General features: G+C 61.3%; 11 protein-coding genes. 9 read left to right on the top strand and 2 right to left on the bottom strand.

All coding sequences use genetic code 11. The features are described 5' to 3' along the window. Nucleotides 1-24 precede the first annotated feature (24 nt). Nucleotides 25-276 carry a three-helix bundle dimerization domain-containing protein gene (locus AC1DWA_RS25890; RefSeq protein ID WP_019748020.1) on the bottom strand — a complete coding sequence of 84 codons (252 nt, stop codon included), beginning with the start codon at nucleotides 274-276 and terminating at the stop codon, nucleotides 25-27. A gap of 219 nt (nucleotides 277-495) precedes the next feature. Between AC1DWA_RS25890 and ppk2 the strand changes: the two genes are divergently transcribed. From ppk2 to AC1DWA_RS25870, 4 genes are read left to right on the top strand one after another with little or no spacing between them, the layout of a single operon-like run. Further along, the gene (ppk2, locus tag AC1DWA_RS25885) at nucleotides 496-1263 is read left to right on the top strand and encodes a polyphosphate kinase 2 (protein WP_153212522.1); all 768 of its coding nucleotides are present in this window, start codon (nucleotides 496-498) and stop codon (nucleotides 1261-1263) included. Between the two features lie 27 nt (nucleotides 1264-1290). After that, the gene (locus AC1DWA_RS25880; protein ID WP_477845908.1) at nucleotides 1291-4053 is read left to right on the top strand and encodes a cation-translocating P-type ATPase; all 2763 of its coding nucleotides are present in this window, start codon (nucleotides 1291-1293) and stop codon (nucleotides 4051-4053) included. After that, nucleotides 4050-5744 (top strand): SulP family inorganic anion transporter, encoded by a 1695-nt coding sequence (locus AC1DWA_RS25875; protein WP_477917201.1) that lies wholly within the window; start codon nucleotides 4050-4052, stop codon nucleotides 5742-5744. The genes AC1DWA_RS25880 and AC1DWA_RS25875 overlap by 4 nt, the downstream gene beginning before the upstream one ends. A gap of 47 nt (nucleotides 5745-5791) precedes the next feature. Continuing rightward, nucleotides 5792-6757 carry an endonuclease/exonuclease/phosphatase family protein gene (locus AC1DWA_RS25870; RefSeq protein ID WP_477917199.1) on the top strand — a complete coding sequence of 322 codons (966 nt, stop codon included), beginning with the start codon at nucleotides 5792-5794 and terminating at the stop codon, nucleotides 6755-6757. A 36-nt stretch (nucleotides 6758-6793) separates the two neighbouring features. Here AC1DWA_RS25870 and AC1DWA_RS25865 read toward each other — a convergent pair whose 3' ends face one another. Beyond that, nucleotides 6794-7792, bottom strand: a complete 999-nt coding sequence (locus AC1DWA_RS25865; RefSeq protein WP_223257884.1) for an Lrp/AsnC family transcriptional regulator — start codon at nucleotides 7790-7792, stop codon at nucleotides 6794-6796. A 136-nt stretch (nucleotides 7793-7928) separates the two neighbouring features. Between AC1DWA_RS25865 and AC1DWA_RS25860 the strand changes: the two genes are divergently transcribed. From AC1DWA_RS25860 to AC1DWA_RS25840, 5 genes are all read left to right on the top strand, one after another. Further along, nucleotides 7929-9272: a DUF3100 domain-containing protein gene (locus AC1DWA_RS25860; protein ID WP_046379884.1), complete on the top strand. Its 1344-nt coding sequence runs from the start codon at nucleotides 7929-7931 to the stop codon at nucleotides 9270-9272. 84 nt (nucleotides 9273-9356) lie between these two features. Then, nucleotides 9357-10571, top strand: coding sequence for an amidohydrolase (locus tag AC1DWA_RS25855; protein WP_046378407.1), 1215 nt, complete (start codon nucleotides 9357-9359; stop codon nucleotides 10569-10571). Continuing rightward, nucleotides 10568-11926, top strand: coding sequence for an L-serine ammonia-lyase (locus AC1DWA_RS25850; protein WP_477845907.1), 1359 nt, complete (start codon nucleotides 10568-10570; stop codon nucleotides 11924-11926). The genes AC1DWA_RS25855 and AC1DWA_RS25850 overlap by 4 nt, the downstream gene beginning before the upstream one ends. 125 nt (nucleotides 11927-12051) lie before the next feature. Further along, the gene (locus AC1DWA_RS25845; protein WP_477845906.1) at nucleotides 12052-12957 is read left to right on the top strand and encodes a hypothetical protein; all 906 of its coding nucleotides are present in this window, start codon (nucleotides 12052-12054) and stop codon (nucleotides 12955-12957) included. Nucleotides 12958-13083: 126 nt separating this feature from the next. Next, nucleotides 13084-14244 carry a serine hydrolase domain-containing protein gene (locus tag AC1DWA_RS25840; RefSeq protein WP_047888828.1) on the top strand — a complete coding sequence of 387 codons (1161 nt, stop codon included), beginning with the start codon at nucleotides 13084-13086 and terminating at the stop codon, nucleotides 14242-14244. Nucleotides 14245-14531: the final 287 nt, after the last annotated feature.

Here is a 14531-nt window from a genome sequence, read left to right as displayed (position 1 = left end):
ATGCGCCGACGACGTCCGTTCCGGCTACAGTTCGAGAGGGTTCAGCACTGCGGACCGTTCATCCATTATCGGAATCACGATCATCCGGTTCGAGATCTCGTGTCTGGCCGCCTTTTCGACAAGGAGAGGCACGAAATCACGTATCCGACACCCCGCAAAACGTTGGTGAATTGTTCGCACTCTGTTTTCGATCTCCGGTGGAGGAACATTCGGATACCGGGAAATCAGGCGAGTGATCACCCGCTCGACGTGGAGCAACTCTTCGTCGCCAGTCATCAATTAATACTCGCGCCGATCGCTGACACCGTCAAGACTCGAAACGGGCTCGAAAACAACACGATTCGAGTCGCGATCCCGGAGAGAATAGGTTGACCGAATACGGGGCATACACATACGAGCGGACGATGCCCCGCGCGCTCACGTCTCCAAGGAGTGGAAGTGGGAAAGAACGCTCGGATTCTTCACGACGACGCGGCACTCGTCGCAGAAAAACCGATGAAGAACAAGGTATACCGCCACGAACTCAAGCCGATGCACGGTGAGCTCGTGGCTTTGCAGGAGTGGGTCAAATCGTCTGGCGCCAAGGTCTGCATCGTGTTCGAAGGCCGAGATACCGCGGGGAAGGGCGGAGTAATCAAAGCCATCACCGAACGCGTGAGTCCACGAGTGTTCCGGGTGGTTGCTCTACCGGCGCCGACCGAGCGAGAGCATTCGCAGATGTATGTCCAGCGTTACGTCCCACATCTCCCGGCGGCGGGCGAGATCGTCATCTTCGACCGAAGTTGGTACAACCGTGCCGGAGTCGAACGAGTGATGGGCTTTTGCACCGAAGAACAGGCTCATCAATTTCTCCAGCTCATTCCGACCGTCGAACGCGCGATCGTGGAATCGGGAGTCATCCTGCTCAAGTACTGGCTCGAGGTCAGCGAAGAACAGCAGCTCTTACGTCTGCAAAGCCGGATCGACGATCCTCGAAAGATCTGGAAGCTGTCGAATCTCGATCTGAAGTCGTTCAGTCATTGGTACGACTACTCGCGTGCTCGCGACGAGATGTTTCGCTTCACCGACACCGGCTGGGCGCCCTGGTATGTCGCAAACAACGACGACAAGAAACGCGGACGACTCAACATCATCAGTCACATTTTGAGTCAGATCCCCTACGAGCCCGTGCAATCCACTGACATCACCCTGCCGAAACGGCAGAAGGCCCACGGCTACCAGACGCCCAAACAACCGCTTCACTGGATTCCGACCCGGTATTGACGATCGCCAAGGAAAGGACGTGCGGTCATGAGCCCCACGCCGTGGCATGCGCAGAGTGGCGAATCAGTCGTGTCCGTACTGCAGTCGGACCAGCAGCGCGGACTGCAATCGAGTGAGGCCGACCAACGTCGACAACGCTACGGGTCGAACGAAATCACCTCGACGCCACCGCCGTCGACGTGGTCGATCGCACTGCTGCAACTGAAAGATCCGATGAACTTGATGCTCGTCGCCGTGGCCGCGGTCAGCATCGCCATCGGTGAAGTGCCGACAGCGATCGTGGTGGCGGTGCTCGTCGTGCTCAACATCGTCCTCGGAACTCGACAGGAGTTGAAGGCACGGGCCAGCGTCGACGCGCTCGCCAAGATGCAGACACCCCAAGCACGTGTCATTCGTGACGGGAACCTGATTCAGCTCGACGCTACCGAACTGGTGCCGGGTGACGTCGTCCAAGTCGAGGCAGGAGACATCATCGCTGCCGACGGGCGGTTGCTCGCCTCGACCACCCTGGAGACACAGGAAGCCGCATTGACCGGGGAAAGCGCGCCGATCCCGAAGGACCCGAAAACGCTGAGCAATGAGGATATTCCACTCGGAGACCGCAGCAATCTGGTGTTCCAGAACACCTCGGTCACCCGCGGCACAGCGACCATGGTGGTCACCGAGACCGGAATGCAGACGCAGATCGGCCAGATCGCGTCGATGTTGTCGGCCGTCGCCCCTGGCAAGTCGCCACTGCAACGAGAATTGGACTCTCTCACCAAACTTCTCGGCATCATCGCGTGGACGGCCGTGATCGTCATCGTCGTCATCGGACTCATTCGTGGTCAGGACCTGACAACGCTTCTGCTCCTTGGTATCGCGATGGGAGTGTCCGCGATTCCGACCGGCCTGCCAACCTTCGTCCAGGCAATGCTGGCCTACGGGGCCCGTCAACTGGCCGATGCCAAGGCCGTCGTGAAGAACCTGACCGACGTCGAAACTCTCGGCGCGACCAGTGCAATCAACTCGGACAAGACCGGCACGCTGACCATGAACCAGATGACCGTCCGATCGCTGTACGTCCACGGCCGTTGGTACACAGTCGACGGCGAAGGCTACGCCAAAGCGGGAAGGATCACGCAGGTTGCCGGCGAGGCACCGCCCGACTTCACCCTTCTCGCATACGGACTGTGTCTCGACAGCGATGCAACGGTTTCCGATTCCGGGGAAGTTGTCGGCGACCCGACCGAGGCCGCACTCGTGGTGCTCGCGGCAAAGATCGGTGCCGACGCCCCACTCACCAGACGGACCTACCCGCGGGTGGCGACGGTTCCGTTCGATTCCGCGTACAAGTTCATGGCCACGTACCACCATCTCGAAGTCGACGGCTCAAGTCAGTTCGTCGGATTGGTCAAGGGCGGACCCGATGTCGTCCTCGCTCGTTGTTCTTCGGCCTTTCTCCCCGGCCGCCGGCAGGTACCGATCGAGGAAGTCCGAGACGAACTCACGGCAGCAAATCAGTCCATGTCCGAGAAGGGTCTTCGGGTGCTGGCATTCGCGGTCAGACGACTCGACGGACGGGAAGACGCTGTCGTGGCGGACCCTATGTCCTTTGTCGAGGACCTGACGTTTGTCGGTATGGCAGGCATCATCGACCCGCTGCGTCCGGAGGCGGTCGATTCGGTGCGAACCGCACACCGGGCCGGCATCGAGGTCCGCATGATCACCGGTGACCATGCCATCACCGCCGCCGCGATCGGTGCCGAACTCGGACTCGGCCCGGGCGCGGTCGGCGGAGCCGAATTGCAAGCGATGACCGATGACGAACTCTCGGCCGCGTTGCCGAACCTGCACGTGTTCGGCCGAGTCACTCCGCAGGACAAACTTCGCTTGGTCGATGTCATGCAGAGCGGTGGCGCCGTGGTCGCGATGACCGGAGATGCTGTCAACGACGCCGCCGCGTTGAAGAAGGCCGATATCGGCGTCGCCATGGGCTCGGGCAGTGAGGTAACCAAACAGGCGGGCAAGATGGTGCTCACCGACGACAACTTCGGAACCCTCATCACCGCGATCACCCTGGGCCGCAACATCTACGGGAAGATCGTCTCGTACATCCGCTACCAGATGTCGAAACTCTTCTCGTTGGTACTCCTCTTCCTCGCTGCGAGCATCTTCAACATCAACGAGGGTGTGGCACTGACACCGCTGATGGTGCTGTTCCAGCACTTCTTCATCACACTGTTCCCCGTCGCCGTGATCATGCTCGACCCGCCGCCACCGGATCTGATGAACAAGCCGCCACGCGATCCCAAGATGCCGATCGCACATCGAAGCGCAGTCGCTCAGTGGCTCGCGTACGGCGTCTTGCAATTTGCCGTGACACTCGCAGCGATGCTTCTCGCACCCGGCGAAATGAGCACTACTGAGGCGAATGTCCCCATGACCACCGCATTCGTAGTGCTCTCTCTCGGTTCGATATTCGCTGGGTTGACCATGCGGCGTGATCCCGAGTCCGGCCTTGTTCCGCCGGTTCTCGGTGCCATCAAGATCTTGACCATCCCCACGGTCGTGACCGTATTTGCCGTCGAGGCGGGTGTTCTCCAGGATCTCCTCATGACAACCTCACTGACCGGCGCCCAGTGGCTCGTCTGCCTAGGCTGGTCGCTGATCATCCCGGTTCTCGTCGAGTTGGAAAAGGCGATCCGACGCCGCCGCCTCTCATCGACACCTGTCGCCATCACCGCGACCACTGCAGTTGCCCCCGAGCGCGCCCGTCACTCCGCTGAGGGAGGGACAATCACACGATGACGTGGACGGAGGGTCTAGGTCGGCTACCGGGGATCGCGACTGCCCGCGGGTACCGCCGCGAATGGCTGCGAACCGACATCACAGCAGGGCTCGTCTTGACGGCCCTGCTGATCCCGGCGGGGATGGGCTACGCCGAGGCCGCCGGATTGCCCGCGTACGCCGGTCTGTACGCAACCATCGTGCCGTTGCTCGCGTACGCGGTAGTCGGACCGTCGAAGATTCTTGTACTCGGGCCTGATTCGTCGCTGGCACCGCTCATCGCCGCCGCAGTCATACCGCTGGCGGTGGTCGGCGATTCGGAGAACGCGCTTGCACTCGCCGGGGTTCTCGCCGTCCTTGTCGGGCTCATCCTGGTGATCGGCGGATTCCTGCGTCTGGGTTTCGTGACCGAACTCCTCTCGAAACCGATCCGCCTCGGCTACCTCAACGCCATCGCGCTCGTCGTCGTAATCGGTCAGATTCCCAAGCTGCTCGGTTTCTCCGTCGACGCGTCCGGCCTCCTCGGTGAAATCGGTGAGATCGGAAAGGCTCTGGCCGGTGGAGATGTCGATCCCCTCGCTGCCGTCATCGGCGTGGGTTCGCTCATTGTCATTGTGGTCTTCCGGCTCTGGGTACCTGTTGTACCCGGTGTGCTGGTCGCCGTCGTCGCGGCAATAGTCTTGTCCGCCGCCGCCGGTCTCACCGATGACATCGGCATGGTCGGCGCACTGCCGGAAGGACTTCCCCTCCCCTCTCTCGGTGGAGTCACCTGGCAGGACGTCGGGCACCTGATCGGACCGGCGGCCGGTATCGCGCTGATTGCCTTCGCCGACACCGGCGTTCTCTCGCGCACCTTCGCCGCCCGACACGGCGAGGACGTGAACGGCAGTACCGAGATGAAGGCGATCGGTGTCGCGAACGTGGCCGGCGGACYGTTCGGCGGATTTCCGATATCGGCGAGCGGATCACGGACGCCGGTAGCCGAACAGAGTGGGGCGCATACACAATTGGCCGGTGTCGTCGGAGCACTCGCCGTCCTGGTGTTTGTCCTCGTCGCTCCCGGACTGACGGCATATCTGCCCGATGCAACACTGGCCGCCGTCGTCATCGTCGCCGCGTGTGCACTGATCGACGTGGGCGGCATGGTCCGCATGTGGCGCATGAGCACCGTGGAATTCGGCCTCGCCGTCGCGGCGTTTCTGGGCGTTGCCCTGGTCGGGGTGCTTCAAGGCATCCTTGTTGCGATCGGACTCTCCTTCGTAGCGGTCATCGCGCAGGTATGGCAGCCACATCGAACCGAACTCGTCGAGACGGGCGAACCCGCGGGATTCCACGACGTCGAACGCCACCCGGACGGACATCGCATCCCCGGCCTCGTGTTGGTGAGATTTGACGCACCACTGTTTTTCGCGAATGGCGAGATCTTCGACGAGTACGTTCGCTCCGTCGTCGCCAAGGCACCCGACCCGGTCGAATGGGTGGTCATTGCCGCCGAGCCGATCACCGGGCTCGACACGACCGCCGTCGACGAACTCGTCGATCTGGATACATTTTTGGAGGGCAAAGGAATTCGATTGGCATTCGCGGAGATGAAAGGTCCGATCAAGGATCGACTCATCCGATTCGGGGTCGGCGACAGGTTCGATTCGACGCACTTCTACCCGACCATCGAAGCGGCCGTGAACGCATTCCGCACCCGAACCGGCGACTGACAACGCCAGGCAATCGGGAGCCTAAGCTGCATTAGGTACCGTTTGGTATGGGATTCACGACGGACAACGTTCCGGCTCGCCGTATCGCTCAGGTCGCCGGGGTGGGTGGGATTGCCGTCGGTGTCATTGCGCTGATCTCGTTGTACTCCACCAAGCCGATCAACCCGTTGATCGCCGTGGCCTCCTTTGTCCCGATGCTGCTTGCAGTCACACTCGCAGCGTCCCTGATATGCCTGGTTTTTCGCCGCTGGATCCTGCTGGCGATCTCGGTGGTACTGACAGCGGTGGGCGCGTCGGTGATCAGTCCACTGTATGTAGCAAACAGTTCCGAAATCGACGGGCCGTCTCTGCGTGTAATGCAAGCGAACCTTCTCTTCGGGCAGGCAGACCCCGTCAGTTTGACTGCGACGGTGCGTGAGAAGGCAGTCGATGTCCTGACGGTTCAGGAACTGACCACATCACTCGAAGGCTCTCTGAGAGATCAAGGGCTCGAGCAACTGCTGCCGCATCACTACTTGGTACCGGACGAGGCCGGCGGGGGTGGCGCAGGTATTTACAGTCGTTATCCGCTGACGGAAACTCGGGAATTGAACGGCTTCGGACCTACCAATCTTGTTGCCGAAGTGGGATTCTCAACCCCGTTCACCCTTCTGGCGGTTCACCCCGGACCGGCGTACGTGACCCCGCCCGACGTGTGGACTGCCGAGCTGAGCACTWTGCGAAACGCGCTCGACGCCGCTGCCGCGGAGGGAACCGTCGTCGTCAGTGGCGATTTCAACACGACCTTCACGCACAAGCAATTCCGTGACCTTCTCGACGTCGGCTACTCCGATACCGCAGACCAATTGGGAGTCGGCATCGTTCGCACCTACCCGGCGGACAAAAAATTTCCCGCGATCGTCGGCATCGACCATGTACTTCTGCGGGGTGCACAGGCGAAGTCTCTCGAGCGCATCGAGATCGAAGGTTCCGATCACTACGGCTTGATCGTCGACGTGGCGATCCCCCAGTAACCGGAGAGCACCCGATCCGCGCGAACGCGTTACGGATCACCCGTGCTTCGGCATGCTTCGACCCGACACATCGATTGTTCGATGTAGATGATGCGGCGTACGCAGGACGATCGACCGGTCCACCACGGATACGCCCGGAAACTGCTCGGCGAGATAACCTTCCAAACGCTGCACGTCGTCGATCGAGCGCAGCCACACCGCCAATGCGATGTCGTAGCTGCCGATCGTCGAAGCAACAAGCCTCGCCTCACGCAGGAGGGAAAGGCGCTGAGCAATGGCTTCCTTTCGCCCCTCGAGACGTAAGAAATACCAGGCGTAGACCGGCCAGCCGGAGTAGGGCCGAGCAATCTCCGTGCGGACGACCAGGCGCCCCGTCGACAGCTCGTGAGAAAGGAGCGCCCCGGCGCGAGCCGGCGTGACGCCGAGGGCTGCAGCGAGGGCCGAGACGGTAATTCGTGGTTCGCGAGAAAGGATGTCGAACAGCTTCGACTGTTCCTCTTCGCTGGCGCGTACCCCACGACTCTTCGCCGCCGGGGCCGACTCGAGCGCGGCAATTTCTTCCGCATCGAGAGCACGTAGACGCCAGTTTCGTGCGTCGGAATTCGCCGAGGACACGATCTGAGTTCGCATCGCAGTGACCATCGGCAGCGATCGTGTTCGTTCCAAGACATACCTGGACAATTGATCGAGGTCAGTGCAGGTGAGCGTGACGAGTAGATCCCGATTGCCGGTTGTGAGATCGACTGTGAGAACTTCGGGATCGTGCGCGATCTGTTCGGCCACGCTCAAGGTCTGTGCCGGTGCGCATTCGATCTCGAGCAGTGCGGTCGCCGACACGATGGGACCCCCACGGTACGCAGCGATCCACGCTATCCCTTGCGAGTGCAGACGCTCCCAACGCCTGGTCAGGGTGACCGGGTCGGAACCGATCGCGCGTGAAAGCTCGGACCACGAGGCTCGCGGCCTGATCTGCAGTGCGTTCAACAGCCGAAGATCTTCGTCCTTGAGCACCTGATCCTGCACCGAGGACCTCACTTTCAAAAGAATGCTGCACCGAAACAGGATCGAAACGCATCGATCCTAACTTCATCACATCAATAGTCCACCAAATCCTGAACCTCGAGAACGCTTGCTTCTTGCGTTCGTTCGCCCCCTCGAGAAAGACACCGACATGACCGAAGCATTCCCTGTCTCGCATGACGATTCTCCGGTCAGCGATCAAACCGCGACGCGAAAGGTCGTTTTCGCCTTGAGGTCGCCACGCCTGTGGATCGTGGCGATTCTGCTCCTCGCGCTTGCGGCAGGTGCCCAACTGATCGGCCCCGCAGTGATTCCTGTCGGCGCTGCCGCCATCACGATCTTGCCCATGGTGTGGGGACTGATTGCCGGCGGTGCCGTCTCGAGTCAGAAGTGGAAACCTCTCGGCCTCGATCTTCAGGCCGCAGCCTCGGCAATCATGGGGTTGGCTGTTCTCTTGCTTTGCGCAAGACTGTCTTTCACCATCGGCCCGAACATCCAACTGCTGTTCGAGGCGGGCCCTGCCCTGCTACTGCAGGAACTGGGGCACTTGTTCGGCACTATCGCTCTCGCACTCCCGCTGGCGGTACTCCTTCGGATGGGACCGGCCACCGTCGGAGCCACCTTCTCCATCGACCGCGAGGGGTCCTTCGCGATGGTCAGTGAACGCTACGGTCCCGATTCCGACCAGTACCGTGGTGTCCTGTCGATGTACGTCTTCGGCACTCTGTTCGGTGCCGTGCTGATCAGCCTGATTGCGTCGCTGGCGACATCCTTCAACATCTTCGACCCCCTTGCATTGGCGATGGGTGCTGGGGTCGGATCCGGCTCGATGATGGCTGCCGCTGCCGCCAGCGTCGTTTCGGCACACCCCGAGATGGCCGACCAGGTACTCGCCGTAGCGGCAACATCCAACATCATCACCGGCCTCCTCGGCGTGTATGTCGGCATGTATGTCGCACTCCCCCTTGCCGATCGAATCTACGGCGCACTCACCAAGCGCTCGAAGTCGACCAGCGAACGGAAAGCCGACACTGCCCCACGAGCGGTTGCGCCGAGCGTCACCGTGCCGCTGACCACCATCGTTCCGATTCTGTTCGTCGGTGGGGTCATCGTCTCCTCGATCGCAGCGGGTGGCGTATCTCGATCGATCATCGTCGGTTACCTGATCCTCACCGGATTGTTGCTCCTGGGCGTCGGCGTGGCCCGCCTGACGCGCGGCAAGATCGCGGCGATGATCGCAATCATCACCATCGGCGCCTTGGCGACAACACCGTGGTCCCCCATCGGTGATTTCGTCTCGAGCACCGTCGGGACTGTCGACTTTCTCTCGATCTGCACCCTCACCTTGACTGTCGCAGGTCTCAGCCTCGGCAAGGACCTTCCCTTGCTCAAGACGATCGGCTGGAAGATCGTGCCCGTCGGAATCGTCGCGATCCTCGCCTCTTACCTACTTTCCGTGGTCGTCGCGGAGTTCGCGCTGGGCCTCTGGCACTAGAACTGCACCCGAAGACGCTCAGAACTGAAGACACCGCGATCCGAAGACACAGAGAACCAAAGATGTTGAAAGGAAGCAATACCCATGTCCATCGCTGACACCCTCACCCACACAGACTCGGTTTCGAGCACGATCGAGAAGTGGGCATCACGCCTCATCGATGTCAGCCACACGATCCATGCTCACCCAGAGCTGGCATTCGAAGAGCATCGGGCGTCCGCCCTCTTGGCGGACGCCGCACAGGAAGCCGGCTTCACGGTTACTCGCGCCGCCTACGGCCTCGAGACGGCATTCGAAGCTGTGCGAGGCTCCGGCCCCTTCCGCGTCGTAGTCTGCGCCGAGTACGACGCCCTTCCCGACATCGGTCATGCGTGTGGACACAATGTCATCGCCGCTGCCGGACTGGGAGCAGCTATCGCGCTCGGAGAGGTCGCGGAGGAACACGGCCTGACCGTCGTCCTTCTCGGTACGCCGGCCGAAGAACATGGCGGCGGGAAAGTCTTGCTGCTCGAACGTGGCGCATGGGAGGGCGCGGCGATGTCGATCATGGTCCACGGCGCTGCAGGTGAAGACGTCAGTTGCACCGTCACCGGAACGCAGGCAGTCGACCGGTTCGACGTGACCTACACCGGACGAGCCGCACACGCGGCCGCTGCGCCACACAAGGGCATCAACGCAGGTGACGCCGCCACGATCGCCTTGGTCGCCATCGGACTTCTCCGTCAACAACTTCCGTCCGACGTCAGGCTCAACGCCTACGTCGAGCACGGCGGCGAAGCAACAAACATCATTCCGGCCTCGACGTTGGTGCGAGCGGAAGTTCGGGCCGCAGAACTCGACGTGCTGTTGGACGCCAAGCGTCGCATGCTCGCCTGCTTCGAGGGCGCAGCTGTGGCCAGCGACTGCTCCTGGTCGACCGAACGCGCCGAACCGCGCTACGAGGAGCTTGTTCAACATCGCGTGCTGGCGACGATCTGGGACGAGGAGATCGCGAGCCTGGGCCGCACCGCGGCCGCCCGAACTCCCCTGACCGGCGGCTCGACGGACATGGGCAACGTGTCGAAGGTGGTCCCCTCGATCCACCCGATGATCGCGTTGCGCGGCGTCACCGGAGTTCCTCACACTATCGAATTTGCCGCTGATGCCCGCTCCGCAGCGGGCGACGAAGCTGTTCTGCACGGAGCAATCGCAATGGCGCGCACAGTGATCCGAGCCGCAACCGGGGACTCGCGCTCCAACCTCCTGACGATTGCGGCCCAGCGCGAGTCAGGAGCGACCACCGTCACGAGCGCCGAATGAGCACCACCGGCGTCTATGTTTCCGCTCTCGAATTCTTCTCCATCGGCATCGGACCCTCCAGTTCACACACGGTCGGTCCGATGCGCGCCGCCCACACTTTCGGCGGCGAGCTCTCCGCCGCCGGCTTGACCGCGTCGGTCGACCGAATTCGCTGCAACCTGCACGGCTCTCTCGCCGCCACCGGAATAGGTCACTGCACTCCCGACGCGGTGATTGCGGGACTTCGTGGGTTGGATCCTGAAACGTGCGAGCCGACCGACGTTCACGGGCGCTGGGCCGAACTGTCGGACGGCGGATCGGTGATGCTCGTCGGTGGCTCACTCGAACACGTAGTGTTCACTCGCGAGGACATGGTGTTCGAGCCACTCGTTCGCCGTCACGGGCACCCCAACTCGATGACACTGACAGCCTTCAAGGGTAACGAAATCGTCTGTACGAGTACATATCTGTCGATCGGTGGCGGATTCGTACTGCGCGCCGGAACGGAGACGCAAGCAAGCGCGCATTCGATCAACTCACGCTATCGAACCGCGAAAGAGCTACTGGCGGAATGCGGCTCCGGAACCATCGCCGAGCTGGCACTGTCGGACGAAATCGCGATGCATGGCCAGGATCGGGCATTCGCCGGCATCGACGCGATCTGGTCCGCGATGCGCGCATGCATCGAACGCGGCACCCAGACCGAAGGTGTATTGCCCGGGCGTCTCGGAGTTCGCCGAAGAGCACGGTCTGCGAACATTCAACTGGAACAACGTAACTGCGCACCATCCTCACGCGAGTGGCTGACCGTCTATGCCATGGCGGTCAACGAAGAAAATGCAGCAGGTGGCCGCGTGGTAACGGCTCCGACGAACGGTGCCGCAGGCATCGTGCCGGCGGTGCTCTATCACCACATACGTGCGACGGGCGCAGGCGTTCACGACGTTCGAACCTTTCTCCTCACCGCTGCCGCAATCGGATCGATCATCAAGGCGAATGCCTCGATCTCGGGTGCGGAGGCGGGGTGCCAGGGTGAAGTCGGAGCTGCCTGCGCGATGGCGGCAGCCGGCTTGTGCGCTGTCATGGGCGGATCACCACGACAAATCGAGAATGCAGCTGAGATTGCCATGGAACACCATCTGGGGCTGACCTGCGATCCGGTTGGTGGCCTGGTCCAAATCCCCTGCATCGAACGAAATGCCGTAGCCGCCTCGACTGCAGTCACCGCAGCTCAGCTCGCATACCTGGGTGACGGGACGCATGTAGTGAGCCTCGATACCGTCATCGAAACCATGCGCCAAACCGGAAACGACATGTCCGTGCGTTACAAGGAAACCAGTGAAGGCGGACTCGCCGTCAATGTCGTCGAGTGCTGAGGGGATGTCGACGGCAGCGGCGACGGCGGGCGGACGCCATCACCGGAAATATCATCCTCTCGAACGATGAAGTCCGGTGTACCGATTTCTACACTCGTTGACATGACCTTGTGGACGGTGACCAGATGATCGCTCATCACGCTGGAGGAATCCCACTGCACAACTCTCCACTGCACAACACTGCGGGGCCGACGCGCTCGACGCAGTCCTCCGGTCGCAAGATCGCCGCGTTGATCGCGTTGGTCGCCGGTTTCTCCGCTGCCTTCGTTCTCGCCCCGGGCATGCTGACGAGTAGGCCGGGCGATGGGTACGCAGGCGAGGGGGAACTCGTCGAGACGGTCCGCGCCGCGTTCGTCGAATACTGGAGTTCCGGTGTCCAAGCCTTCTCTCCGAGCTTGGAGTCCGCTGTCGACTACTGGCTGCGTTACCACGTGGCCAAGGCTGTGATCGCGGTAATCCTGCTGACGGTTCTGCTCGCACTCGGCCGCATGGTCAAGGCGTCGTTCGTGAACGCCGGCTCTCTGACGGTTGTAAAGAAACTCGCATTCGTCTCGGCGGGAGGCCTGGTCACGCTCCTCGCGCTGTTCTCTTCGGTACTCGTGATGGCAAATGTCCAAGGTGTTGTCGCACCCTTCTCTTCGCTGATCTCGATGTTGCCCGTGGCCCAGACGGATGGGGCACTCTCCGAAACTGTCGGGCAGGTCCGACAACAGCTCGCTCAGTCGACGGCCACCGGAAATCAGCAAAGTCCCGCCCTCGAACTGATGATCAGCGACTTCGCGCGGTATCACTTGGCCATGGCGGTGATCGCGCTGATCGCGGCAGCAATATCACTGGCCGTGACTGTGGTCGTGTGGGCACGCTTCGCGAGAACGGCACGATCCGACAGGCGGACGAGATTCATATCGGGGTCGATAGGCCTTTTCACTGCACTGTTCACGCTGGGATTGATCGTTGTCGGCGTAGCAAATATGGGCACCGCGGCAGACCCCGCACCGGCGCTGGCGGCGTTCTTCGACGGCGGGCTCTGACCCAAGTCAAGGGTTCAGGCCAGGGTTCCGTAGTCCCCCGGTACCGGTTGAGGAGGTACCTGGGGACTGCGTCTGCCGTACCCGGGGTCGATGTGTGAGTGCCCTCGGACAGGCAGAGTTCGACTCATGAAAACCGGAGCAAGACGCATCATGCTTGTCGGCCTGTGCAGCGCCATGGTTGCCGGCGCTGTAATCAGCTGCAGCACGGACAAATCCGCAGACAATCCCACATCCACCACTGACAAGGTCATGGACTCTGCCATCACCGGCCAGCTCGATTCGATCATCGACGCTGCGGTGAATTCGACGGGGATTCCCGGTGCGATGGTGGGCATTTGGGGACCCGACGGCAACTATGTGAAGGTTGCAGGAGTCGCCGACACTGCAACCAAGGCACCGATGGAGACCGACTTCTACCACCGGATCGGTAGCGTCACCAAGACATTTACCGTCACCGCCCTGCTGCAATTGGTCGACGAGGGAAAGATCGGTCTCGACGATCCGATCTCCCAGTACGTCGACGGGGTCATGGAAGGTGATGCGATCAGCTTGCGTCATCTGGCAGGGATGCGCAGCGGCCTCGTGGACTACACGACGTCTGAACAGTTTGTGATGGAATATCTTTCGGATCCTCGCCGAACTTTCACACCGGAGGAACTCGTCGGATACGTCAAGGACCTCCCACTCCAACTTCGACCAGGGACCACCGTCGACTACTCGAACACCAACACTATTCTGCTGGGAATGGTGATCGAAAAGGTCTCCGGCTCAAAACTGTCGGACGTCATCGACACCAAGATCACGACACCACTCGGCATGGAGCACACCAGCTTTCCCACGACCAACGCGTTCCCGACACCACACGCACAGGGTTACACCAACCAAACGCTCGACGAATCCGTGACCGCGGCGACGGACTGGAATCCGTCGTGGGGCGGCGCCGCGGGTGCAATGATCTCGTCGTTGGACGACATGCGCATCTGGGTTCCGGCGCTGGCCAAGGGCGATCTCCTCACCGACGACACTCAGAAGCAGCGCCTGCAGACCGTGAACTTGAGCGAAGGGGACGACAGCTCCGGCTACGGACTCGGATTGTTCAACAGCGGTGGCTGGATCGGTCACAACGGAAGCCTGCCCGGCTACAAGACAGTCTCGGTCTACTTGCCCGAGAAGGACACCACCCTGGTTGTCTTCATCAACACCGACATCGACGGCGAGACTGATCTGACCAGCGCGTTGATGGTACCGATCACCAAGTTGATCAGCCCCGACAACGTCTACGGCTGATCACTTCAGGTCCGATCGACAATTCCGACAAACGTGACATATCGGGTTCGATCTGTCGATAAGCTCGACCGTCGGCAGATCGAAACCCGAAAGAGGCGCTCATGGGATCGTTGAACGACTGGCTACTCAACAGCGACAGCCCGCTCGTGGGCATAGTCGGCGGCATCCTGCTGACGATCGCAATGCTCTCCGGCGGTACGGGCATGTAGCCCATTCACATCAGCATGTGATTCGTGACATCTTCACGTGACTCAACGAACATGTTCGTTACGAACATGTTCGTGTAC

The organism is Rhodococcus sp. P4_F3_2 (assembly GCF_056401335.1).
This window is presented reverse-complemented; position numbering and strand designations above follow the sequence as displayed.